The organism is Leucobacter triazinivorans (assembly GCF_004208635.1).
Taxonomy (GTDB): Bacteria; Actinomycetota; Actinomycetes; order Actinomycetales; family Microbacteriaceae; genus Leucobacter; species Leucobacter triazinivorans.
In genome coordinates this window covers 1,920,983-1,944,827 of the sequence record NZ_CP035806.1, presented here as the reverse complement: position 1 = coordinate 1,944,827, position 23,845 = coordinate 1,920,983, and the positions used below count along the sequence as shown (strand labels likewise).

18 protein-coding genes are annotated in these 23,845 nt (G+C 70.3%); 11 read left to right on the top strand and 7 right to left on the bottom strand.

Annotated features, from left to right (window positions below; all coding sequences use genetic code 11):
• The first annotated feature begins 176 nt into the window (after positions 1 to 176).
• Entirely contained in the window at positions 177 to 8,969 is an 8,793-nt protein-coding gene (locus EVS81_RS08840) for a DUF5979 domain-containing protein (protein ID WP_130110064.1), read from the top strand.
• A gap of 53 nt (positions 8,970 to 9,022) precedes the next feature.
• Here the strand turns inward: EVS81_RS08840 and EVS81_RS08835 are convergent, their stop codons facing one another.
• The 6 genes from EVS81_RS08835 to EVS81_RS08810 all read right to left on the bottom strand — a co-directional run bounded on the left by EVS81_RS08835 (position 9,023) and on the right by EVS81_RS08810 (position 14,158).
• Positions 9,023 to 9,316 carry a hypothetical protein gene (locus EVS81_RS08835; protein WP_165384228.1) on the bottom strand — a complete coding sequence of 98 codons (294 nt, stop codon included), beginning with the start codon at positions 9,314 to 9,316 and terminating at the stop codon, positions 9,023 to 9,025.
• A 44-nt stretch (positions 9,317 to 9,360) separates the two neighbouring features.
• Positions 9,361 to 9,717: a YidH family protein gene (locus EVS81_RS08830; RefSeq protein WP_130110062.1), complete on the bottom strand. Its 357-nt coding sequence runs from the start codon at positions 9,715 to 9,717 to the stop codon at positions 9,361 to 9,363.
• Positions 9,718 to 9,772: 55 nt separating this feature from the next.
• Positions 9,773 to 11,644 carry an alkyl/aryl-sulfatase gene (locus tag EVS81_RS08825; RefSeq protein WP_130110061.1) on the bottom strand — a complete coding sequence of 624 codons (1,872 nt, stop codon included), beginning with the start codon at positions 11,642 to 11,644 and terminating at the stop codon, positions 9,773 to 9,775.
• 113 nt (positions 11,645 to 11,757) lie between these two features.
• Positions 11,758 to 12,147 carry an SHOCT domain-containing protein gene (locus tag EVS81_RS08820; protein WP_130110060.1) on the bottom strand — a complete coding sequence of 130 codons (390 nt, stop codon included), beginning with the start codon at positions 12,145 to 12,147 and terminating at the stop codon, positions 11,758 to 11,760.
• A gap of 159 nt (positions 12,148 to 12,306) precedes the next feature.
• Positions 12,307 to 13,452, bottom strand: coding sequence for an AI-2E family transporter (locus EVS81_RS08815; RefSeq protein WP_130110059.1), 1,146 nt, complete (start codon positions 13,450 to 13,452; stop codon positions 12,307 to 12,309).
• 37 nt (positions 13,453 to 13,489) lie between these two features.
• Positions 13,490 to 14,158 (bottom strand): GAP family protein, encoded by a 669-nt coding sequence (locus EVS81_RS08810; protein ID WP_130110058.1) that lies wholly within the window; start codon positions 14,156 to 14,158, stop codon positions 13,490 to 13,492.
• A 223-nt stretch (positions 14,159 to 14,381) separates the two neighbouring features.
• Between EVS81_RS08810 and EVS81_RS08805 the strand changes: the two genes are divergently transcribed.
• The 8 genes from EVS81_RS08805 to EVS81_RS08770 all read left to right on the top strand — a co-directional run bounded on the left by EVS81_RS08805 (position 14,382) and on the right by EVS81_RS08770 (position 21,487).
• On the top strand, positions 14,382 to 15,008 hold the full coding sequence (locus EVS81_RS08805; protein ID WP_130110057.1) for a hypothetical protein: 627 nt from the start codon (positions 14,382 to 14,384) through the stop codon (positions 15,006 to 15,008).
• Positions 15,009 to 15,066: 58 nt separating this feature from the next.
• Entirely contained in the window at positions 15,067 to 15,897 is an 831-nt protein-coding gene (locus EVS81_RS08800) for a mechanosensitive ion channel family protein (protein ID WP_130110056.1), read from the top strand.
• A gap of 76 nt (positions 15,898 to 15,973) precedes the next feature.
• Positions 15,974 to 16,621 (top strand): ankyrin repeat domain-containing protein, encoded by a 648-nt coding sequence (locus EVS81_RS08795; RefSeq protein WP_130110055.1) that lies wholly within the window; start codon positions 15,974 to 15,976, stop codon positions 16,619 to 16,621.
• A gap of 85 nt (positions 16,622 to 16,706) precedes the next feature.
• Positions 16,707 to 18,113 (top strand): sensor histidine kinase, encoded by a 1,407-nt coding sequence (locus EVS81_RS08790; protein WP_130110054.1) that lies wholly within the window; start codon positions 16,707 to 16,709, stop codon positions 18,111 to 18,113.
• The gene (locus tag EVS81_RS08785; RefSeq protein ID WP_130110053.1) at positions 18,101 to 18,811 is read left to right on the top strand and encodes a response regulator transcription factor; all 711 of its coding nucleotides are present in this window, start codon (positions 18,101 to 18,103) and stop codon (positions 18,809 to 18,811) included. Before EVS81_RS08790 ends, EVS81_RS08785 begins: the two co-directional genes overlap by 13 nt.
• Positions 18,808 to 19,692, top strand: a complete 885-nt coding sequence (locus EVS81_RS08780; RefSeq protein ID WP_130110052.1) for a DUF4097 family beta strand repeat-containing protein — start codon at positions 18,808 to 18,810, stop codon at positions 19,690 to 19,692. Before EVS81_RS08785 ends, EVS81_RS08780 begins: the two co-directional genes overlap by 4 nt.
• A 232-nt stretch (positions 19,693 to 19,924) precedes the next feature.
• Positions 19,925 to 20,995, top strand: coding sequence for an alpha/beta hydrolase (locus EVS81_RS08775; protein WP_130110051.1), 1,071 nt, complete (start codon positions 19,925 to 19,927; stop codon positions 20,993 to 20,995).
• Between the two features lie 9 nt (positions 20,996 to 21,004).
• Positions 21,005 to 21,487, top strand: a complete 483-nt coding sequence (locus EVS81_RS08770; RefSeq protein WP_130110050.1) for an NUDIX hydrolase — start codon at positions 21,005 to 21,007, stop codon at positions 21,485 to 21,487.
• Between the two features lie 189 nt (positions 21,488 to 21,676).
• Here the strand turns inward: EVS81_RS08770 and EVS81_RS08765 are convergent, their stop codons facing one another.
• Positions 21,677 to 22,171 (bottom strand): DNA/RNA helicase, encoded by a 495-nt coding sequence (locus EVS81_RS08765; protein ID WP_130110049.1) that lies wholly within the window; start codon positions 22,169 to 22,171, stop codon positions 21,677 to 21,679.
• A gap of 187 nt (positions 22,172 to 22,358) precedes the next feature.
• Between EVS81_RS08765 and EVS81_RS08760 the strand changes: the two genes are divergently transcribed.
• Positions 22,359 to 22,868, top strand: coding sequence for a peptidylprolyl isomerase (locus EVS81_RS08760; protein ID WP_130110048.1), 510 nt, complete (start codon positions 22,359 to 22,361; stop codon positions 22,866 to 22,868).
• 7 nt (positions 22,869 to 22,875) lie between these two features.
• Positions 22,876 to 23,814: a rhomboid family intramembrane serine protease gene (locus EVS81_RS08755; RefSeq protein ID WP_130110047.1), complete on the top strand. Its 939-nt coding sequence runs from the start codon at positions 22,876 to 22,878 to the stop codon at positions 23,812 to 23,814.
• Positions 23,815 to 23,845 lie beyond the last annotated feature (31 nt).

The following is a 23,845-nucleotide window of genomic DNA, read 5'->3' as shown; positions in this document are numbered from 1 at the left end:
TCGACGCGAGGTGCTCAGGATAGTTCACCGCATTTCGGCGCGATGGTCGCGCGCGCTCACCCTTCGCGGGTGGGAGGGCGATTGTCATCGAATCCGACGGGCTATCGTGTGTCGCGGTAGGCAAGGGGGTGCCGTGCGGTTGCGCGGCCTGTCCGACCAGGTGCAAGGGGGAGCCGATGTCGATTGTTCGTCGCACACTGGCGGGAGCCGTCGCGCTCGCCGTCGCCCTCGGATTCGCGGTGACCACGGCCCCCGCGGCCGTCGCCGCCGAGGACGACGCGGTGTTTCTGCTCACCAAGGCGGTGAACCCGAACACCTCGCCGTACGAACCGGGCGAGCAGCTGAGCTACACGATCGAGCTCACCTGCAACAGCAACCTGGTCGACACCTGCGTGAACGCGCAGCTCGTCGACACGCTCCCGGCCCCGCTCGTGTTCGATCCCGCGGTCGCCGATCCCGTCGTGGTCTCCGGGGGAGGCACGAGCAGCGTCGCCGTCGACGGCACCTCGTTCACCGTCGACTTCACGTCCGTGGGCGAGGCCGGCACGGGCCAGCCGGCCGGGCAGAAGGCGACCGTGACGGTCTTCGTGCAGGTCCCCACCGACATCAGCGCCGACTACAACGACGTCGACATCGTGAACACCGTGAACGCCGCCGCCGACAACGCGCTGCCGGAATCCGCCGCGGCGACGATCACGCTGAACGTGCCCGAGGTGCTCGACTCGACCGTGACGAAGTCGGTGGACGATCACCAGGACGGCACCCCGATCCCCGCGCTGCCCGACCAGCCGGTGGACTACGCGATCGGCGGGGGGAACGCGTCGAACCGCTCGGTGGACGCGATCGTGGTGCAGGATCCCGCCGACGGCGTCGCGAGTCCGTTCGACGAGTACCTGGACTTCACGGGCATCACCTCGATCACCCCGCCCGCAGGAGCGGACCAGGTGGAGATCGAGTGGCTCGATGCCGACGGCGTCTGGCACGTCGCCTATCCGACGGGGCCGATCCCTGCCGACCCGTCGGGGATCCCCGACGTCGATCCGCTCTCGCAGGTCAAGGGGCTGCGCTTCACCTTCACCTCGTCGACCGGCGATCAGCTCCCACCCTCGGGCGACCAGCCCGCGCGCATCGGCGTGTCGGCGGCCACCAACGACGCCGTGCTCGAGATCCCGGCCGAGGAGGCCGTGGAGGTGCCGAACACCGCGTCGTCGAACATCGTCGTGCACGACACCGCGAGCGAGCCGAAGACCGCGGACGGGAACGCGGTGATCTCGAACACGGGCCCCACCGTGGAGGTCACGAAGGAGTTCGCCGATCCGAATCTCCTCGCCGGCGAGCAGACGACGGCGACGATCATCGCGGTCAACGGCTTCCGCCCCGTGACGTCGATGGTGATCCAGGAGCCGTCGCCCGGCGCACCCGACCTCGCCGCGCAAGGCCTCGAGTTCGAGGGATTCGCCGACGGCATCGAGTGGCCGCCGAACGCCTCCGACGCCGAGATCACCTACGTGTACGCGGACGGCTCGACGGAGACGCTGTCGACGTCGGAGCCGAACACGCTGCCCGGCCCGACCGCCCAGGACGAGAGCGAGGTCGTGGGCTTCACGGTCGAGTTCACCGGCCCGATCGTGCAGAACGCCCGGGCCGTGGTGCCGTTCACCGTCACCGCCGAGCCGCTCGAGGACGGCGAGGACGCCGTGAGTACGAACGAGACGACGTCGACGGTCACGGATCAGACGGGGAAGTCCGGTGATGACGAGGACTCCGCCGACGTGACCCGTCAGCCCGGCCGCGTCTCGACGGTTGTCACGAAGAACATCGCACGCGACGAGCTGTGGGCGGTGCCCGGGAGCTCGACCGATGTCAGCTTCGACGCGAAGGTGAACGACGAGGGCGAGAACGCCTCGACCATCGGCGCCGACGAGCTCATCGTGAGCGACCCGGCGGCGCCGCAGCCCGGCGACCCGATCTCGCCCTTCTGGAACACGTTCGACCTCAGCCGGGTCGTCGTCGGGGTGCCCGCCAACGCCGACCTGCAGGTGAACTACTGGGATGGCGACTCCTGGGAGCCCCTGCCCGGCGGGCAGCTCGACGGCGAGGGCACCCTCGTGCTGTCCGTGCCGAGCGGCACGGCGCCCGTGACCCGGGAGCAGATCCAGGGCATCCAGTTCGTCTTCACCCCGAAGGACGGCGAGCAGCTGCCGCCGGGGTTCCACGTCGTGCCGTCTATCACCGTCGAGACGCGCGATGAGTTCCGCGACGGATCGGGATCGGTCGCCGACGCCGCGGAGGCAGAGAACCCGCTCGAGGTCGCGAACACGGCGGGCTCGGAGGTCGTGAACCCCGACGACGTCACGCCCGAGGACAACACGGCGACCGACACGGACGACATCGACCTGCTGCCGATCGACGGCGGCGACGGACCGGACCTGTTCGAGAAGCACTGGCTCGTCGACCCCGAGGAGCCGCTCTTCGCTTTCAGCGGGGATCAGCGCACCGCCCGCATCTCGTGGTCGACGGAGGGGCTGCCCTTCGACACGGTGGCGATCACCGACGATGCCGCTGCCGCTCCCGGCTTCGACGACGCGGCGATCGCCGGCTCGGCGTTCGACGCCTGGAATCTGGCCGAGATCGCCGCGATCGACGAGACGACCGACCCCGCGATGCGGTACGACCGCGTGTCGAGGGTCGAGCTGTTCTCGTTCGACAGCGTCGCGGGTTCCGGTGCGTGGGTCGACGTGACCGACGCGGCGTGCCCGACCGCCGACGCCTGCGACGGCGCGTTCCCCGGGTACGCGCTCTCGTCCGAGGAGCGCGAATCGACCCGCGCGGTGCGGCTCACCTACGCCGAGGGGTCTGACCGCGGTTCCGGCGAAGGCCCCGCGCCCGGCACCGGAGTGGCCCCCTCCTACGACCACGACCGCGCCCTCGACCTCGTCTTCGAGCTGCGCGACTTCACGCGATCCGACGGCGGCCCGGTCACAGGCACGCTGCACTCGGAGACGTTCAACTCGGGCCAGCCGGGCGTCGTCATCAACACTGCGGAGATCATCGGCGACGGGCCGGCCCCGATCGATCAGACCGACAGCGACCCCATCACGATCCTCGACTCGACGGTGAACACCTCGGTGACGAAGACCTTCGATCAGGACGCGCTCCCGATCCCGCCGGCGGGCACGGCTGCCGAGAGTTACCCCCTCGCCACCGCGACGATCACCGCGAGGAACGAGACCGAGGCCTCGGTGCAGACGCTCCGGATCACGGACCCCGCGCCGGGGTCGGCGACCGACGTCTACGAGTTCCTCAACCTCTTCGGCATCGAGTCGATCTCGATCCCCGCCGAGGCGACGGAGTCGACGGTCGTGCTCACCCGGGAGGGCGGGGATGCCGACGCGCCCATCTCTGTCGCGGATGCGCTGGCGCTGGAGCCCGGCGATCTGGCGGACGTGACCGGCGTCGAAGTGGTGCACACCGACCCCGACGGCGTGTCGATCGAGACGACCGAGTCGAGCAGCGTCGTGCTCACCTACCAGCTGCGGCAGCTGCAGCGCGGCTCGGGGGAGCCGGTCACCACGGCCGACTTCGCCACGAACGTGGCGGGCAGCGAGGTGACCCGGCCGGGCGACGACCCCGAGCTCGACACGGCCGGATCGACGGCGACCGATACCCTCGGGTTCGCGGACGCGACGTACGGCGTCGTGGCCCAGAAGGACATCCAGACGCCGCCGACATCGGCGGACGGCGACGATCGGGTCGAGAACGAACCGCGCGAGGGCTACACCGTCACCCTCACCGGGCAGCCCACCGGCAACGTGCGCACGACGGTGCTCACGATCACCGACGACGAGCCGACGTTCTGGAACGCCTTCGACTTCGCGTCGTTCCCGACGATGACGCTGCCGGAGAACCTGCACCAGGTGCGGGTGTCGGCCCTGACCGGGGTCGACTGGGGGCTCGACGCGGGCACGGACGCGCCGGTGTACACCTGCGAGGGTGCGGAGGATCTCGCGGACTGCTGGGAGACCGGTGAGTGGCAGGAAGCGGCGAGCGACGGCACCGTCGTCCCGTCGCTTCCCGCCGGGGTCGACCCGTCCGAGGTCCGCGGCATCCGTTTCGAGATCCGCGTCGATGACGAGGCCTCCAACTGGGAGCGTCCGAGTAATCCGGTCGTCACGGTCGCGTTCACCGCGGACCAGCGCGAGACCCTGCACATCGGTCCGGAGGGCGAATCCGAGTCCGTGCCGGTCCCCTCGACACGTCCCGGGCAGCCCACCGCGCCCGGCGAGCCCGAGCCGGGCACGACGACCGACGTGGTCGACGTGCACGGCGACGGCGCCTGGGAGGGGCAGGCCGGCTCGCTCTGGGAGGCCGACGACGACGCGTCGGATACGACGCGACTGCTGCACCTGCGGAACGCGATCAGCGTCGAGAAGGTGCCGGGCAACGGCGAGGGCGGCTCGGCGTCGCAGCAGTTCCCGCCGGCCTCGCGGATCCCGTACACGATGACGATCACCAACACGGGCGACTGGCCGATCACCGGCCTCGAGCTCGAGGACGAGGTCGCGAGCGATGCGGAGGGCTCGCTGCTCGTGCCCGTGCCGGGCGTCGACCCCACCTTCGGCTTCGCACTCGAGGCGGGCGACGGCACGGAGCTCGACGCGAGCGGCTTCTCCGGCGAGCTCGACGTCGAGACCGGGGAGGTCACGATCACCGTTCCCGATGGATTCGTGTTCGAACCCGGGGACGTGCTGACGATCACCGCGGCGCTGCAGTTCAGGGACGGGGTGCCGCCGGGCACCCCGGTCGGCAACACGATCACGGCCACCAGCGACCGCACCTTCGACGAGTGCGACTCGACCTCGTTCGCGGTCGCGAATCCTGCGCAGAGCGACGTCGACGCCTGCGCCGCGAACACCACGGTCAATCCGCTGGCCGCGGCGCCGATCAGCCTGCAGAAGGCGGTGAAGGGCACCGATGCCGGAGTGCCCGGCGCACCCGAGGACGATCCGAACCGGGACGATCTGGGTGTGCTCAACACCGCCGACCCCGATTCCGCCGAGGCCTGCGCGACCCCGAACGCCGGCGACGGCTTCTACCGCAACACCTGCGTGCCGATCACACGGCCGGGCGGCACCGAGACCTGGCGGGTCACCTTCACGAACCTCGGGAACGTGCCCGCCCGTGCGATCGCGGGCATCGACGTGCTGCCCGCGATCGGCGACACCGGCGTGACGGTGGGAACGAGCCGCGGATCGGAGTGGGCGCCGGTCTTCGTGGGCAACGTGCAGCCCGGGGGCACCGCGACGAACGCGGTCTCGACACTCTTCTACCTGACGACGACGCCGGCGCTGGCCTGCAACGCTGCCGATATCGAGTACTCGGCGCTGGGCACGGCCATCCCCGTGGACGATCCCTGCTTCTCCGACGTCAGCTCGCGAGTCTGGATCCCGTTCACCAACGACACGCCGCTCGAAGAGCTCGCACAGGCGAAGGCGATCAAGACGGTCGTCGAGTGGCCGGAGGGCGAGGGGCTGGCCCCGGGATCCGAGGGGTCGATCACCTTCGACACGGTCACGCCGCTGCAGCTGCCCGAGGCGCCCGAGAGCGAGCTGCCGATCGCCTGGAACGCGATCGCGGCGGGCTCGCGCGCCGACTTCGACGATCAGGCGATCTACCAGGGGCCGGTCGAGCCGGTGCGATCCGGCGTCGCGGTGCCGACCGGCGAGATCGAGCTCGTCAAGCAGGTCGAGACCGATCCCGACCCCTGGCCGGCCGCGCTGCCCGACGACTACGACTTCGAGGTGCAGTGCACCTCGGGCGGGGACGGCGTCGTGCTGGTCGACGCTGACGGCGCCACGGCGGCAACGGTGAGCGTGCCGGCCGACGGCACCCCGGTGCCCTACGGCGCGGGCACGAACCTGCCGCTCTACGCGGACTGCACCGTGCAGGAGGTGCCGTCGCAGGGCGCGGCGGTGAGTTACGACCCGGCGGGGGCCGACGGCCGGTCGGGCGAGGTCACCGCCCGCCGCGACCTCTCCGGGATGCCCGATGTGCATCACGGCGCTCCCGACGACGAGGCGCTGGAGCGGATCACCGCCACCAACGCGTACGAGCTCGGCGGCTTCTCGATCACCAAGACGGTCGTGAACGAGCCGGGCGCCGTCGACCAGGACGGGCGGCCGATCGAGTTCGATCCGGAGTTCGGCTTCACGGCCTCCTGTCTCTTCCTGGACGAGGAGACGCTCGCCGAGGACGACCGCTCGTTCACGCTGCAGGACGGGGAGACCCGGGTCTTCGACGACGTTCCGGTCGGCGCGGAGTGCGCGATCGAGGAGGTCGACGTCGCTGGGGCGACCGGCACCGGCATCGTGGTCTCGGAGAACGGCGAGCAGGCGCAGAGCGTCGACGGCACGACGGCGGAGTTCACCGTGCTGCCCGACGACGAGGACGCCCACGCCACCGTCGTCTCCGTGACCAACAGGTACACGGTCGGCTCGATCGAGATCACGAAGGACGTCACGGGCGCCGGGGTCGCGGACTGGGCGAGCGCCGAGTTCGAGGTGCGGCTCGTCTGCACGTGGGATCAGGCCGACCCCGATGACCAGACGGTGTACGACGCCACGCGGACCATCGTCGCCGATGAGACCTGGCGGGTCGATGATCTGCCCACAGGCGCCGCGTGCACGGTCACCGAGCCGGAATCGGGCGGAGCGACCGAGGTCACCGTCGAGCCGAATCCCGTGACGATCGGGATCGACGGCACCGAGGGCAGCCCCGTGACGGTGGCCGTCGTCAACGACTACCGGGTCGGCGGCTTCGAGGTCGCCAAGACGGTCTCCGGCTCGGGCGGCGGATTCAGCGAGGGCGTCGAGTTCACCTTCGAATACGTCTGCAGCCTCGACGGAGTGCCGCTCGACCCTGCCCTCGGCGGATCGGGAACCCTGACGATCATGGGAGACGGCACGGCCGGCCCGCTGGTGAGCGACCCGGTGACGGGGCTGCCGGTGGGCAGCGAGTGCGTGGTGACCGAGACGGGTGCCGGGGGAGCGGATGCGGTGCCGGAGCCGGTGACGGTCGTGATCCCCGATGAGGAGGACGGCGTCGCCCAGATGGTCACGGCCGAGCTCGAGAACCGCTTTACCGCGGGCACGATCTCGATCACGAAGACGGTCGACGGCGAGGCGTCGCTCGATCCCGACTATGCGGACCTCATCGCCGACGCGACGTACACGGTCCACGTGACCTGCTCGATGTCGGAGACCGGTGCGCCGCTCTTCGACGGTGACGTCGAGGTGACCGGCGGCGAGACCGTGGAGATCTTGGACCCCGTGAGCGGCGACCCGCTGCTGCTGCCGGGCGGCGCGCACTGCTGGGGCGAGGAGACCGACGCGGCCGGGGCGACCTCGGCGAGCGTCGACTTCGACTCGTTCGACAACGCGGCGATCGTGGAGGCCTCCGACGACGAACTCCCGCAGCCGATCGAGATCACCGCGACGAACACCTTTGATCTCGGAGAGCTGATCGTCGCGAAGGAGCTTTCGGGCGACGCTGCGTCCTATGCGGACGACACGACCTTCGAGATCCTCGTGACCTGCGAGCTGGATCGCGGCGCCGGCAACGAGCCGATCGTGAGCTACGACGCCGAACCCGTCGAGCTGCACGGCGGTGAAGCCGAGGTGCTCACCGGAATTCCGCTCGGCTCCAGCTGCTCCGCGGAGGAGCCCGACGGTCAGGGCGCCTGGTCGATCGACATCAGCGCGACCGCCGACGACCCCGTGATCGTCGACGGCGGTGACGACGACATCACGATCACCGTGACGAACGTCTTCCCCGACGCCGGGTTCTCGGTGACGAAGGCGGTGACGACCGACGCGGTGGATCAGGACGGCGGGGCCATCACGACGCGTCTCGCGTTCGGGTTCTCAGCGGTGTGCACCTTCGAGGATGAGACGGTGCTCGACATGCGGTTCCTGCTGCGCGACGGAGCCACTCGAGAGTTCTCCGGCTTGCCTGCCGGTGCCGACTGCACGGTCGAAGAGTTCGCCGCCCGGGGGGCGGAAACCTCCCTCGTGCTGACGCAGAACGGCGAGGAGGACGATCTCGGCGACACGAACAGTGCCGACTTCGTGCTGCAGCCGGACGTCGACGATCAGGCCGTCACCGCGGTGACGGTGAGCAACTTCTACCCGGTCGGCTCGATCGAGATCGTGAAGTCGGTCACCGGCAGCGGTGCCGACGCCTGGGCCGGCACCTTCGGCGACTTCGAGGTGCGTCTCGTGTGCACCCTTCCCGAGGCCGCTCCGAGCACCGTCTACGACGGCACCCACGTGCTCACCCGGGATGCACCCGGCGACGTCTGGCTCGTCGAGAACCTGCCCACCGGCGCCGAATGCGCGGTGACCGAGACCGACGACGGGGGAGCGACGGAGTCGACGGTGACGCCCGGGACGATCCTGGTCGGCGACGCGAGAACCGAGGATCCGGTGCGGGTGGACATCGTGAACGACTTCCGCACCGGCGCGCTCGACGTGCTCAAGCAGGTCGCGGGCCCCGGCGCCGAGGAGTTCGGCGGCGGTCCGTTCGTCTTCGGGGTGCTCTGCACCTACGAGGGACAGACGGTGGTCGAGCAGGAGCTCGTCGTCGAGACCGACGGTGGCGAAGGCCCGTTCCGCAGCGATACGATCACCGGGATCCCCGTCGGCACCGAGTGCACGGTCACGGAGACCGACGCGGCAGGGGCCGACGCGGCGCCGGCACCCGTGACGGTCACGATCCCGGACCAGGAGGACGGGGTCGAGACCATCGTCTCGGCGGCATTCCTGAACGTATTCTCGCTTCCCTCTCACGACCCGTCCCTGTCGGGCACCGGCGCCCACGGTCGGTGGGCGATGATCGGAGGCGCCGCGACGCTGCTGCTCGCCGGTGCGGCGGCGATCACGATCGCGCTGGGGCGGCGGCGGCGCCGCTGAGGCCGGATTCGTCCACGGCCGGGGAGGAGCGCGATCGGGATCCGGTTGTGACGCTAGATGAGGGCGCGCGCCGCGAAGAGCGCCGCGCACAGGCCGCCGACGACGGTCGCGAGTGCGAGGAGGAGGAGGGGCAGCGCCGAGTGCCCGTCGGGGCCCGTCGCGGTCGGCACCCGGCGGCCCGACCGGACGAAACGCGCATGGGCGGTCGCGTACGACGCGATGGCGAGCCCGGTGCCGGCGAGGCCCAGCAGCGACGCCGGGACGACGCCGAACCCCGGGATGACGTGGTGCATCGTCACGGTGATGCCCACGACGAGCGCCAGCGTCGAGCGCAGCCAGGACATCATCGTCCGCTCCATCTGCAGCCCGGGATCAGGGGCGGCCGTTCCCGTCACGATACGGTCAGTCCGGTGCCGACGAGGACGCCGACGAGCACGAGCCCCAGCACGATGACGATCGCGGGCGAGGGTGCTCTGAGGGGGGCGGATTCGCGCATGGCGCGCTCGTTGCGCATCCACGCGAACCAGCCGTAGATCGGTGCAGCGATGCCGAGTGCCAGCAGGATCGCGACAGCCGCGATGAGCAGTCCGCGGGGAATGCCGAGGGGCAGTGCGGCGAGAGCGACCCCGCCCGCCATCAGCGCGAGCGAGGTGCGGATCCACGAGAGGAAGGTGCGCTCGTTGGCCAGGCTGAAGCGGGGGTCCGGATCGGACCCCCGCTCGTACACGCTGCGCGGAAACCGAGTCATGGATCGATGATCTCATCTCGTCCGGGCGATTCCGGGCTCGTCAGCGCGATCGTGCTCACGGGAGCACGATGTTGAACTCCGGGTCGCCGGGATCGAGCACACCCGTCAGCGTCGTGAGCACACCCGCGTCTCCGTCGAGCTGGAGTCCGTCCGAGGAGGTGTCGCCGCCGAGCAGGTGGAGGAGGCGCTCCTTCGTCGCGGTGATCCGGAGCGCCGCGCTCGGATCCGGGTCCCGCTGGACGTAGATGAGCACCCCGTTGCGCAGACTCACGCGGTAGTTCTGATCGAGGTCGGTGAACGTGATGTCGATCTCGAGCCGCACATCCCAAGCCTTCGGCCCGTTGACCGTGATGGCGATGGCGTCCAGCAGCTGCTCCGCGGAGAGCTGCGCCTGAATGGCCGGTGCGTTCGTCACCGTCGGGGTGCCGAAGTTGCCCTCCCGGAGTTCCGTCGCACCCGAGAGGAAGAAGTTGCGCCACGTGCCGTTCTCCGCACCGTAGCCCAGCTGCTCGAGCGTGTCGGCGTACAGCGCCTTCGCCTCGCCGTGCTCCGCATCCACGAACACGGCGTGGTCGAGCAGGGTGGCGGCCCACCGGAAGTCGCCACCCTCGTAGGCTTCGCGGGCGACCTCGATGACCCGGTCGATGCCCCCGATGGCCGCCACGTACCGTTCGGCCAGCGCCTGTGGCGGATGGGGCCAGAGCCGGGCCGGGTTGCCGTCGAACCATCCCATGTAGCGTTGATAGATCGCCTTGACGTTGTGCGACACCGAGCCGTAATAGCCCCGCGTGCTCCACTCCGCTTCGAGGGCGGGAGGCATCTGGATGACCTCGGCGATCTCCGCGCCGGTCAGACCCTGGTTGATCATGCGCAGGGTCTGGTCGTGCAGATATCCGTAGAGGTCGCGCTGCACGCCGAGGAAGTGCGTGATCCGGTCCGTCTCCCAGGTCGGCCAGTGGTGCGATGTGAAGAGCACGTCCGAACGATCGCCGAAGCGCTCGATGGCCTCGGTGAGGTACTTCGACCACACGTGGGGATCGCGCACCACGGCGCCGCGCAGCGTGAGCAGGTTGTGCAGCGTGTGCGTCGCGTTCTCGGCCATGCAGAGCGCGCGGTACCGGGGGAAGTAGAAGTGCATCTCCGACGGAGCCTCGGTGCCAGGAGCGAGCTGGAACTCGATCTCGACGCCGTCGACGGTGTGCGTCTCCCCGGTCTCCCGGATCTCGAGCGTGGGAACGAGCACCCCGGCGGTCCCCGTTGACGTGGTCTGCCCCAGTCCGGCGCCCAGCTGGCCCGAGGGGCCCCGGTCGAGTGCGGCGCCGTACATGTACCCGGCGCGCCTGCCCATCGCCGTGCCGGCGTACACGTTCTCCGAGATCGCGTGCTCGAGGAAGCCCTCCGGCGCGATGACCTGCACCTTGCCCGACTGCACATCGGCGGGGTCCACGATGCCGAGGACCCCGCCGAAGTGGTCGATGTGGCTGTGCGTGTAGATGACCGCGACTACCGTGCGCGGCCCGCGATGCTCCTCGTAGAGCGCGAGCGCGGCGGTGGCGGTCTCCTGGGAGATCAACGGGTCGACGACGATCACACCCGAGTCGGTCTCGATGAACGACATGACCGAGAGGTCGAAACCGCGCACCTGATAGAGGCCGTCGACCACCTCGAAGAGACCGTGCTTGGCGACCAGCTTCGACTGCCTCCAGAGGCTCGGGTTGACGGACTCGGGTGATTCTCCTCCGAGGAAGTCGTACGAGGAGAGATCCCATACGACCTCACCGGAGGAGTCTCGGATCTCGGGATCCGCGCGCGTGCCGAGGAAGCCCCGGTCCGCTGCCTCGAAATCGTCGGTGTTGTCAAAGGGGAGCTGGTCGAGCAGGGAGCGATGCGCTGCCTGGATCGATGCGGTCGGTGCGTTCTGTTTCATGGTCGCTCCATCTTCAGGTGGGCGCTGCCGCCCGCGCGGCTGCAGAATTCTGTCTCGGCGATGCCTGCGGCGTCCCGCCCGACGGTTGATCCCGTCTGCGGGTCGTGCTGAGGCTAGAGCAGGGCCTTCGTCTTGATCGCCTCGTACTCCTGCGGCGTGATGGTGCCCGCATCAAGCAGTGCCTTGGCCTTGGCGATCTCGTCGGCGGGGCTGCCTCCGCCGGCGACGCTCCGGATGTACTGGTCGGTCGCGTCCTGCGCATCCTTGACCTGCTTCTGATTGCGCTCCGCCATGCCGCGGCCGCGCGCGATGAGGTAGACGAGCACGGTGAGGAACGGGAGGAAGATCATGAAGATCAGCCAGAGCGCCTTCCACCAGCCGTTGAGCGTCCGATCGCGGAACAGATCGCCGATCACGGTGAAGAGCGCGATCAGGTACGCCAGGAACGCGAAGCTCCAGAAGAAGATCCAGATGATGTCCCAGAAGCTGCTCCAGAAACCCATGATGAACTGCCTTTCGTCGTGTGCGACCGATGTGGTCCGATGCTCATTCTGGCCCTACCGATGCGCGTCGGGTGAGTGCACACACCCAAAACGGGTGAGGCGCGTCGGCGCGCCGAACCGCGCCGGGTTCCCGCGCACTGCGGGCTTCGGGGGAGGCACTCAGTGCTCGTCTCCGGTGATCCAGCGCGCGAACCTCGACTCCTCGCTGGCATCGAGGATCAGCGTGCGCGCGAGCAGCGTCATGGGGACGGCGAGGATCGCCCCCATCGGGCCGAGCACCACGACCCAGAAGACGACGGACAGGAAGGTGATCGTCAGGTTGAGCCGAACCGCTCGGCTCACGAACCGCGGCTGCACGAACGACTGCAGCACCACGTTGATGATGCAGTAGCCCACGATCACCACCAGGCCCGCCCGCCAGTCGCCGAGCACGAACGCCAGGATCGCCGGGGGAGCGAGACCGATCAGGAAGCCGATGCTCGGGATGTAGTTGGTGACGAAGGCCAGCATCGCCCAGGCGAACGGCGCCGGCACCCCGAGCGCCCAGACGAGCAGACCGTCGAGCACCGCCACGATCACGCCGAACACGGTGTTCACGAGCATGAAGCGTCGGATCGATCCCGCGTAGGTCCGGAGCGACTCGAGCAGTGCCGCGCGGCGGCGCCCGAACTCGGTCGTGATGCGGTCGAATCGCTGGGCGTCGAGCGCGAGGAACACCACGTACATCAGCACGAAGGCGATGGCGAGCACGATGTCCGCCAGCGCGAGCGCGAGGCGGGAGGACAGGGCGAGCGCGGCCTGCGGGCTGAGCCAGTCGCCGACGAGGTCGTCGACACCGCTGTGCAGCCCGAGCCGCTCGAGGAACGAGCCGACCTCCCCCTGCGCCGAGGCGATCTCCGGCCCGTGCGCCTCGAGCACCCAGGTGAACATGCCGACGATCGCGACGCTCAGCACGAGCATCGCGAGCAGCACCGACCACGCGATCGCGATCACCGCGGCGGCGGCGAGCCAGGGCGGTGCCGAGCGCGCGATGAGGCGACGGCGCACCGGGTGGACCGTGATCACGACGATGAGCGCGAGGAGGAGAGGGGTCACGATGTCGCGCATGAGATGGACGCCGACCAGTGCCACCGCGGCTGCTGCGATCGCGACGAGGATCCGGACCGGATCCCTCCGTCGGACCTGCGGCCGCGCTGCCCGGCGCCTCGCGGCCGCGGCCGCGAGGCGCTCGTGCGGACCCCTGCCTCGCCCGGGCTGGGATCCCGACGCATTCGCCGCGAACCGGCTGCGATTCAACTCCGTCATTCTCTGTTTCCTCCGCGATACCTGCCCGGCTGCGCGCCTAGAGATCCGCGATCCCCTTCCCGATGAGCGTCACGCCGTTGATGAGCAGCAGCACGGCCAGGATGGTGGCGTTGTTCTGCACCAGCCAGGTGCGCGTCGTCGCGAGGCGCGGGGTGGCGCGGTTCGCCGCGATGAGGTGCGCGAGCACTGGCGCGAGCACGGTCGAGCCGGCGATGAGCGTGTAGACCCCGATCGTGAGCGCCTGCTCGCCCGCCGTCAGGTCCTCCGCGCCGATCGTGGTGCCCGCGGCGATCCCGAGCAGCAGGTTCTTCGGATTCGCCGCTGCGAGCGCGAATCCCAGGGCGAGGCTCCGCCGCGCCGACACTGCGTCGACGGCGTCGAGCCACTTCGGCATTCGCGGACTCTCCGGGTCCGGAGCTCGGCGGCGCCACGAACGCGTGGCGAGCAGCAGCATCAGCACGCCGAGCACGATCTTGATGGCCCCGACGATCGGATGCACCTCGCCGGTGGCAGACCGGGGGAGCAGCACGCCGACCACGGTGAAGACGGCGGCGACCGCGACGACGCCGAGCAGCCAGCCGGCGAGGAAGAGCACCGCCGCCGCCGTCCTCGACGCGAACAGCATGAGGATCACCGCGATGATCGGCACCGGACTGATCGCCACGCCCACGGCCAGCGGCAGCAGATCTCCGACCACCGAGGTCATGAGGCCCACCCCCGATCCAGACCGCCGACGCCGAGTCGGCCCGCGCGCCCACCACTGCGGTGAGCGCTTCCGTGCATCATCGCCCGATCAGAGTGAGCGCGCACGCGGCGATCACCCCTGACGGGCGAGAATGCCCGTACTGAGCCGCGGATCCACCGAGGCGAGTCGACGGCGGCACGGGGTTCCGAGAGCCCGGCGGGTGACCGCGATCGGAGGATGCGGAGTGGAGAACGAGCAGACGGGCGCGACACGGGTCGGCCGCGCTCAGGAGATCATCGCGGTACTGCTGCTCTCGGTCACCGCCGTGCTGACCGCGTGGTGCGGGTTCCAGGCCGCCAAGTGGGGCGGCGAGATGTCTATCGCCTTCAGCGAGGCCTCGAGCGCCAGGATCCAGGCCGGCAACTCCGAGGGGCAGGCGCGAGACGCCCGCCAGTTCGACCTCACGATCTACGCGCAGTGGGCCGTGGCCGAGCTGAGCGGCGACGAGGAGCTGGCGGCCTACGCCGAGCAGCGCTTCACGCCGGCACTCGCCACCGCCTTCGACGCCTGGCGCGCGGACGGCATGAGCGAGACGGGTCCGTTCGTGCGAGCGGAGTACGTGCCGGAGGGGACCGTCGAGGCCCGTGAACTGACCGAGCGGGCCGAGCGGCGCTTCGCCGCGGCACTGACCTACAACCAGCGCGGCGACAACTACTCGCTGATGACGGTGCTCTTCGCGCTCGTGCTGTTCCTCACCGCCGTGGCCCAGCGCAACATCCCGAGCCGACTCGCCGGTGCGCTCCTCGCGCTGGCGACCGTCGCCTCGCTCACGGGCATGATCATCACCTTCACCTTCCCCATCAAGATCTGAACCGTCGTCCATCCGGTGCTCGCGTTGCACGCGGGAGCCGCAGCAGAGAGGCCGTCTCATGAACATCCCGCCCATCGACGACATCGTCGCCCAGACGACGGTCTCCGTGTGGGACGTCGTGCTCGCGGCACTCACTCTTCTCGTCGCCTGGATCGTCTCGATCTTCGCGCGCCGAGGCGTGATCGCGCTGACGCAGCGGCTCAACGGCATCAGCGACGGCGCCGCGATCCTTATCGCGCGCATCGTGCGGTACGCGGTCGTGCTCACGGGCGTGGGGGTGGCGCTGGTCTTCCTCGGCGCATCCATTCAGCCGCTCGTGGCGGTCGCGCTCATCGTCGCGGCGGTCGTCTTCCTCGCGCTGCGCGGGGTTTCGGCGAACTTCGCCGCCGGCGTGATCCTGCAGACCCGGAATCCCATCAGAGTGGGGGACGACATCGAGTACGAGGGCTATCGCGGGACCGTGCGCGAGCTCAACGGCCGATCCGTCATCCTGGCGACGCGCGATGGGCGGACCGTCCACGTTCCCAATGCGAGCATCCTCGACAGCCCGATCGTGAACCATTCGACGTCGGGGCGAGGACGGTCAGAGCTCAGGGTGCGCGCAGATACCGGGCTCGACGGTCTCGACGCGCTCGCCGCAGCGGTGCGCGAGGCGATCCGCTCGGTGGGCGCAGCGCTCGAGCTGCCGGCGCCGCGCGTGCTGCTCGAAACGGCAGAGCCGGAGCGCCTGTGCCTCGTCGTGCAGTTCTGGCACGCGCCGGGGGCGGAGCGGCCCGTCACGGCCGCCGCGGTCCTCGCCGTCGCGAACGGGCTGCGAGAGGAGGGGATCACCGCCGTGGTCACGAGCGAGGCGCCGGACCCCGCGCTGACCCCGCCCCCGCCGCTGTGACCGGTGCGAACCCCGTGCGGGGCTCCCGCTCCGCAGGCCACAATGGAGGCACCCGCGCAGAAGAGAGGAACACCCGGTGCAGCAGAACGAGAAGATCGACGAGACCGAGCCCACCGCCGCGGAGCGCGCCGCCGCCACCGCGGCTCTGCGCTCCGCCGTATCCGCGGGGGATCTTCCGGCCGCCCGTGCGGCCATCGAGCGCGGCGCCGATCTCGAGCGGCGGGACGAACAGGGGCGCACCCCGCTCGTGATCGCGACGAAGGAGAACCGCGTCGAACTCGCGGTGCTGCTGCTGGAGGCGGGCGCGGATCCGAACGCGAAGGACGACATCGAGGATTCCGCCTTCCTGTACGCGGGAGCCGAGGGCCTCGATGAGATCCTGCGCGCGACGCTCGAGCACGGCGCCGACGTCGCCTCGACGAACCGCTACGGCGGCACCGCGCTGATCCCCGCCGCCGAGCACGGGCACGTGAGCACCGCCGAGATCCTCATCGCTGCGGGCGTGCCGCTCGACCACGTGAACAACCTCGGCTGGACGGCGCTGCACGAGGCCGTCGTGCTGGGCACGGGGAGCGAGGGTCACGTCGCCGTCGTGCGCGCGCTGCTCGAAGCGGGTGCGGATCCCGAGCTTCCCGACGGCAACGGCGTCGCGCCGCGCGATCTCGCGATCGCCCACGGGCACGCGAACCTCGTCGCCGAGATCGATCGCGCGCTCGCCTCGTAGACCGCCGCGCATTCGGGAAACCCCGAAGGGTTCTCTCCGGGCCTCCGGCTGACGGGTGATGCCCGCCAGCGCCTAGCGTAGTGGCATGATCAGTTCACTCGAGAACGAGGCCGCGCCGGGCGTCGCCGCACCGGCGCCCGCGGCCTCGCCCGGCGACACCGCCCCGACCGCGCCGCTTCCGCCGACGTCGCAGCCCGCGCCGCTCCCGCAGACGACGCAGACGCAGACGCAGGCGATCCGGCCGCCGTCCGCGCAGCCGCCGGCGGCTGCGGCCCGCGGCGCCGCTCCCGACCGGGCCGCAGCGCGGCCCCCGTTCCGCCTGGCGCTCACGATCCTCCATCTCGCCGCGTTCGGCGTGATCGGCTTCGGCCTCATCGGCCTGCTCCTCGGTGCACTCGGCGCCGGCATCGGCCTGCTGTTCGTGCTGGGCATCGGTCTGGTGGTGCTGGTGGGGCTCGTGTACGCGCTCTTCGGGATCGCATGGTTCGAGACGCAGCGGGTCAGTGGTCTCTACGGCCTCGTTGCGGCGCCGCCGCCCTGGAGAGACCGGGCCGGCCCCGGGTTCAAGGCGTGGATCGGATCGGTCGGACGGCAGTCGATCGATGGTCGTATGTGGCGCGCACTCGCGAGCTTCGCCATCTCGAGCCTGCTGGGCGCCGGGGTACTCGCGCTCGCCCAGTGGTTCGTCGAATCGATCATCTCGATGATCGGATCCGCATCGGCATCCTCGTGGTGGTGGTTGCCCGGCATCCCGGGCGCCGTGGTGAGCGCCGCCGGCATCGTCGGGTTCGCGCTGCTGCATCGAGTGATCACCGTGGCGATCGTCGGATCCGGGGCGAAGGAGGCCGTGCTCGCCGAGCGCGCGCAGGTCTCGGCGCAGCAGCGCGCGGGCGCCGTGCGCGCCGCCGATGTCGAGCGCACGCGCATCGAACGGGATCTGCACGACGGCGTGCAGCCCCGGCTCGTGTCGGTCGCGATGACGCTCGGCCTCGCACAGCAGCAGATCGACACCGATCCCGACTCCGCGAAGGCGCTCATCGCCGAGGCCCACACCTCGACCAAGGCGGCGATCACCGAACTGCGGCAGCTGGCGCGCGGCATCTATGCCTCCGTGCTCGACGACCGCGGCCTCGACGCGGCGCTGTCGGCGCTCGCCGCCCGATCCCACATCCCGGTGCAGCTCGACGCGCGCCTGCAGCAGCGCTGCAGTCGCGATGCCGAGGCCGCCGTATACTTCGCGATCGCCGAGTCGCTCACCAACGCGGCCAAGCACTCGCGGGCGAGCGAGTGCCGCGTGGTGGTGCGCGTGCGCGACGACGGGATGCTCTGGGCGCGGGTCGAGGACAACGGGATCGGCGGGGCCAGCGTCTCGCCCGGCGGGGGCCTCGACGGCGTCATGAACCGGGTGCTCGCCGCCGGCGGATCCACTCGACTCGACAGCCCGCAGGGCGGTCCGACTGCGCTGGAGGTGAGTGTGCCGTGCGCATCCTGATCTGCGAGGATTCCGTGCTGCTGCGCGAGGGGCTCGTGCGACTGCTCGAGCACGGCGGGCACGAAGTGGTCGCCGCGCTTCCCGACGCCGAGGATCTGCTGGCACGGGTGGCGGGCACCGATCCGGACCTGTGCATCCTCGATGTCCGCCTGCCGCCCGCCTACACGGACGAGGGGATCCGCGCGGCGCTGGAGCTGCGCCGCAGCCGACCGGGGCTCGCACTGCTGGTGCTGTCGCAGTACGTCGAGGAGCGGTACGCGAGCGAGCTCATCGCGGCGCAGGGCGGCGCATTCGGGTATCTCTTGAAGGACCGCGTGGCCGACGTCGGCGAGTTCGTCGAGTCGATCGAGCGGATCGCCTCCGGCGCCACCGTGCTCGACCCCGAGGTGGTCGCGCAGCTGCTCACGAGGCGCGGGCGCGACGACCGCATGCGCGCGCTCACGGATCGCGAGCGCACCGTGCTGGCCGCGCTCGCCGAGGGGCGTTCCAATCAGGCCATCGCCGCACTGCTCTTCCTCTCGGAGGCGAGCGTCGAGAAGCACATCACGGCGATCTTCCAGAAGCTCGGGCTCGAGCCCGATGAGGGCGGCAACCGGCGCGTGCTCGCCGCCATCGCGCATCTCGAGAGCACGGGGGGCCGCCCGGCGCCCGGTGCGGGCGCCACCGACCACACCGCACAGATGGGAACCGCATCATGACCACGCCGGCATCGAACTCGAAGAGCGCAGCGACCACGGCGATCGTCGTCGCGACGGCGGTGGTCGGCGGGCTCGCACTGCTCGCGGTCGGGGTCTCGACCACGGTGCGCGCGGTGGCGCCGGCCGTCGTGCCCACGGTCGCGGGGGTCGGCGACATCGACTTCGCGCCGGCGCCGTCGGATGTCGCGTACGAGCTCCAGGAGTGGGATCTCGAGGGCCTCGAGAGCCTCTCGATCGACGTGGCCGCGACCTCGTTCGCTCTCGTCCCCGGCGACGGGGAGGAAGCCGTGCTCACGGTCGACGACCGCGCCTTCGCCGGCGAGTGGACCATGTACCGGGATGAGGGCGAACTCGTGATCGAGCATCCGGACCCCGCCTCCGCGGCGCGCACCGGCGGCTGTCTGTTCGACTGCGGCGTCGCCGGCGCCGCGAGCGTTACGCTCGCCCTGCCGAGAGACCTCCTCGAGTCGGGAGTGCTGGACGCCGATATTTCGCTCGCGAGCGGCGAGCTGCGCGGCGAGGGGAGCTTCGACGAGCTCGATCTCGAGGTGAACGTGGGAAGCCTGCAGGTCACGGGGGCGGCTCGCTCGCTCGACCTCGCGGTGCGCGTCGGGGAGGCTCGCGCAGAGCTCGAGGGCGTCGACGAGGCGAGCATCGAGGTGCTGACCGGCGAGGCCGACGTGATGCTCACGGGTAGCGCTCCGATGCGCGTCGACGCGACCGCGAGGATCGGCGCGCTGGGGCTGCGCCTGCCCGAGGAGGAGTACCGTGTCGACCTGAACGGCGCACTCGGGGAGGTCGACAACCGGCTCGCCGAGAACGAGGAGTCTCCGCATCTCGTGAGCGTGCAGGCGACTGCGGCCGAGATCGCGCTGCGCTGAGTCCCCACCCCCTCGCGCTTCGTCCCCCGCCCCTCGCCCCCACCCACCCCCTCGCACTTCGTCCCCCCCCCCTCGCCCCTGGCCTTTCGTCGCTCGACTCCCGCCTCAGTCCCGTGCTTCGCGCGTCAGTAGTTGTCACCAAACCGGCCGCGAGGCAGCACCTACTGACGCGCGTAGGGCATCGGGTGCGGTCGCGGAGCGGCAGCGCGGGGTGCGGTCGTAGACTGGCGGCATGACGGCGTGGCGGGGAGACGTTCTCGGGCCCGGCTTCGAGTGCACCGACCTCGACCTCGGCGTGGACGAGGAGGGTCCGCTGGTGGCGACCCTCGTGCGCTCTCTGCCGACCAGACGTCCGGTGCTGGATCGGGTGCTCAGCCGCACCCGCGCCCTCGAGAACGTCGACGTGCTCTACGTGCACGGCTGGTCCGACTATTTCTTCCAGCGCGAGCTCGCCGGCTTCTGGACGCGCAGGGGCGCACGCTTCTTCGCGCTGGACCTGCGCAAGTACGGGCGCAGTCTGCGCGAGGGGCAGACCGCGGGGTACATCGAGGATCTCGACGATTACCACGAGGAGATCGACCGCGCGCTCGCGGTGATGGCGGAGGACCGGTCCGCGGAGCCGCGGCGCCTCGTGCTGCTCGGTCACTCGACCGGGGGACTCGTGCTGAGCCTGTGGGCGGGAGCGCACCCGGGGCGCGCCGATGCGCTCGTACTCAACAGCCCGTGGCTCGAGTTCCAGCTGGCGAGCACGGGCAGGCAGGTGCTCATGCCGCTCATCAACCTGGGGGCGCGGTTCAACCCCCGCGAGGTCGCGCCCCAGCTCGACTACGGCTTCTACACGCGGGCGCAGCGCGAGGTCGGCCCGCAGGGCGATCTTGCGCTCGTCGATTCCGCGTGGCGGCCGGAGCGCACCCACGCGGTGATGCACGGATGGCTGCGGGCGATCCTCGACGGACACGCGCGCGTGAACCGGGGGCTCGGCATCGATGCTCCGATCGAGGTGCTGCTCTCGGCGCGCTTCGCGCTCCCGGTGAGGTGGAGCGACGACCTGACGCGCGCGGACACCGTGCTCGAAGTCGATGAGGTGGCGAAGGCCGCGCTGCGCCTCGGGTCCGCCGTGACCGTGGAGCGGATCGACGGCGCACTGCACGACGTCTTCCTCTCGCGCGAGGCGTCGCGCCGCGAGGCGTACGCGCGTCTCGAGCGCTGGCTGCTGGGGTGGCAGGCCGGGGCGCGGGTCGACGGAATCGTGCGCGCCGGCGGTGCCGCCGAGATGGATCGTGGCTCGAGCGCGACAGGCTAGGCTCGTAGCATGGACCTGAGGGTGGCCGCGTACGCGGTGGTGGAGCGGCGGGGCAGGATCCTGCTCACGCACTGGCGCCGCGGCCATCTGCACGGGTGGACGCTCCCCGGCGGCGGGATCGAGGGCGGCGAGGATCCGCGCGACGCGGTGGTGCGCGAGGTGCTCGAAGAGACCGGTCTCGAGGCGCGCGTGGGGAAACTGCTCGGGGTCGATTCGCGCGTGATGGTGCGCGAGGAGGCGCCGGAGGGTCGGGATCCGGAACTGCACACGATCAGGATCGTCTACCGCGCCACTGTCAAGGAGGGGCCGCTGCGCCACGAGGTGGGCGGGTCCTCCGACGAGGCGCGCTGGGTGCCCATCCGAGAGATCCGGTCGTTGCGCACTCTTTCGCTCGTGCAGACCGGGATGCGGATGGCCGGGATCAGCGGTCGCCGCCCGCAGAATCGTCAGAACGGCAAACCCGGGAACAAGCAGGCCAAGCCGCGGAAGTAGCCGCGCTGCGCCGACCCGGCGGTGAGGCGTCGGGATCCAGGCCCTCCTCCGTCGTCCCTCGCGGAGCGAGCGCAGTCGCAGGATCCAGCACGGTGGTGGATCCTGCGACTCGCTCCGCTCGCGCAGGATGACCGGGGCCGGCGCTCGCTCGGCCGGCGGAGGGTTCGCTCCGTCGGCCGAGCACGGAGATCAGTTCTCGGGGGCCACCCAGAGCTCGTCGTCGGTGCGGAACGCCTGCCAGAGGGCGTAGCCGACGCCCGCCGCCGCGGCGATCCCGAGCCCGAGGGCGATGACGCCGCCGATGCCCTTTTTCTCGGGCTTCAGGTATCCCGTACGCTCGCCGAAGCCGCGCACCTGCTTCGCGGCGTCCTTGTTGTCGAGCTCGTCGAGCGTGCGGATCGTGCGGGCGAGCGCGCTCGCGACGAGCGGCGCGGTGACGCGGCGCACGCCGTCGGCGGCGCGTCGCGCCGAAGCCACACCGCGATCGACGGCGGGCCGCACGGCCTCGAGGGTCTCGTCGACCCGCGGGGCGAGGTGCTCGTCGCTCAAGCGTCGGGCCTGACGCCCGGCCTGCTGCAGCACGTCGCCGGCGTGTCCGAGGACGACGCGCTGCTGATCGAGCAGCTCCTGTGCTTCGTTCCGCAGCCGGCGGAGTTCGCGGCGGCGCTTGCGTGAGAGTTTCATACCCTGTCCTCCTAGCTCGGCGAGACAATGCTCTGAGCGACATCACTCGTACCTCCACGCTACACCGAACCGTTGCGGGCACGGCGACCGTGCCGCACCCGTTGCGAGCGATTCACAGCCTGGTAGTATCCCCGCCACGGGTTCGCGTGCAGCGATCGCGTCAGAAGCCCGGCCTAGACTGGTCCCCATGAGCATCCACACCTCGGTAGCCACCATCCACACCAATCATGGCGACATCGTGCTGAACCTCTTCGGCAACCACGCGCCCAAGACCGTCAAGAACTTCGTCGATCTCGCAGCGAAGGGCTTCTACGACGGCGTGATCTTCCACCGCATCATCCCGAACTTCATGATCCAGGGCGGCGACCCCACCGGCACGGGAACCGGCGGGCCGGGCTACACCTTCGACGACGAGATCCACCCGGAGCTGGTCTTCTCCGAGCCCTACCAGCTGGCGATGGCCAATGCGGGCAAGCGCCCCGACATGACGGGCCGCCTCGCGGGCACCAACGGCTCTCAGTTCTTCATCACCACCACCGCCCCCGACTGGCTCAACGGCAAGCACACGATCTTCGGCGTGGTCGCGGACGACGCGTCGAAGGCGGTCGTCGACGCGATCTCGGCCGTGCAGACCGGTGCCATGGATCGCCCCGTCGACGATGTGGTGATCTCCGGCGTCGACGTCGTCGAGGCGTAGGCTCCCGGTGGCGAACGGACCGGGGCCGGCGTTCGGCGAGCGCGTCGAGTACGGGCCCGACGACGTCTGCTATCGCCACCCCCAGGTGCACAGTTTCACGCTGTGCCAGCGCTGCGGCCGCACCATCTGCCCCGACTGCCAGGTGGTGTCGGCCGTCGGCGTGCTGTGCTCGGAGTGCGTCAAGCAGACGCAGCCGGGCGCGGCTCAGCGTGCGGGCCGCTCGGCGCGGGTGACGGGCCGGCGCATCGCCGCCCTCGACACCCCCATCACCTACGGCATCATGATCCTCTGCGGGATCGTGTTCGTCGCGCAGACGCTCAGCCACTACTTCGGCGCTGACGAGGTGACGCGTACGCTCTGGTATGCCCCGCTCTATTCGCTCCCGGGGTCGGTGCTCCCGCCGGGTCTCGACTTCGAGCCCTGGCGCATGGTCACCTCGATGTTCACCCACTCCACGGGCTTCCTGTTCCACATCCTGTTCAACATGTACGCGCTGTGGCTTTTCGGCCGCAACCTCGAGCAGATGATCGGTCGGGCGGCGTTTCTCACGCTGTACCTCTTCGCTGGCGTCGGCGGTTCGCTGGGCGTGATGTTCTGGGGGTACGCGGAACCGGCGAGCGTGCTCACTCCCACGGTCGGGGCATCCGGCGCGATCTTCGGCGTGCTGGCGGCAACCCTCGTCGCCTACAAGGCGGCGCGAGTCAACATCACTTCGCTCGCGGTGCTCATCGCGATCAACTTCGGGATCGGGCTCATCCCCGGGGCGAACATCTCGTGGCAGGCGCACCTCGGCGGAATGGTGGTCGGTGCGATCACGATGTGGCTGCTGCTGGCCACACGGGGTCCGCGGCGCAGCACCCGGAGGCTCATTGGCCTCGTGGGGCTCGGCGCGGTGCTGGTCGGGCGCAGCTTCTCCTACTTCGTCGTGCTGCCGTCGATCATCTGACGCACGCGCGTCTCCCGGCGCCGCGGAGCGT

Coding starts and splice junctions, on each gene's coding strand:
- EVS81_RS08840 (WP_130110064.1), top strand. CDS start 177: ATGTCGATTGTTCGTCGCACACTGGCGGGAGCCGTCGCGCTCGCCGTC.
- EVS81_RS08835 (WP_165384228.1), bottom strand. CDS start 9,316: ATGATGTCCTGGCTGCGCTCGACGCTGGCGCTCGTCGTGGGCATCACC.
- EVS81_RS08830 (WP_130110062.1), bottom strand. CDS start 9,717: ATGACTCGGTTTCCGCGCAGCGTGTACGAGCGGGGGTCCGATCCGGAC.
- EVS81_RS08825 (WP_130110061.1), bottom strand. CDS start 11,644: ATGAAACAGAACGCACCGACCGCATCGATCCAGGCAGCGCATCGCTCC.
- EVS81_RS08820 (WP_130110060.1), bottom strand. CDS start 12,147: ATGGGTTTCTGGAGCAGCTTCTGGGACATCATCTGGATCTTCTTCTGG.
- EVS81_RS08815 (WP_130110059.1), bottom strand. CDS start 13,452: ATGACGGAGTTGAATCGCAGCCGGTTCGCGGCGAATGCGTCGGGATCC.
- EVS81_RS08810 (WP_130110058.1), bottom strand. CDS start 14,158: ATGACCTCGGTGGTCGGAGATCTGCTGCCGCTGGCCGTGGGCGTGGCG.
- EVS81_RS08800 (WP_130110056.1), top strand. CDS start 15,067: ATGAACATCCCGCCCATCGACGACATCGTCGCCCAGACGACGGTCTCC.
- EVS81_RS08790 (WP_130110054.1), top strand. CDS start 16,707: ATGATCAGTTCACTCGAGAACGAGGCCGCGCCGGGCGTCGCCGCACCG.
- EVS81_RS08780 (WP_130110052.1), top strand. CDS start 18,808: ATGACCACGCCGGCATCGAACTCGAAGAGCGCAGCGACCACGGCGATC.
- EVS81_RS08775 (WP_130110051.1), top strand. CDS start 19,925: ATGACGGCGTGGCGGGGAGACGTTCTCGGGCCCGGCTTCGAGTGCACC.
- EVS81_RS08770 (WP_130110050.1), top strand. CDS start 21,005: ATGGACCTGAGGGTGGCCGCGTACGCGGTGGTGGAGCGGCGGGGCAGG.
- EVS81_RS08765 (WP_130110049.1), bottom strand. CDS start 22,171: ATGAAACTCTCACGCAAGCGCCGCCGCGAACTCCGCCGGCTGCGGAAC.
- EVS81_RS08760 (WP_130110048.1), top strand. CDS start 22,359: ATGAGCATCCACACCTCGGTAGCCACCATCCACACCAATCATGGCGAC.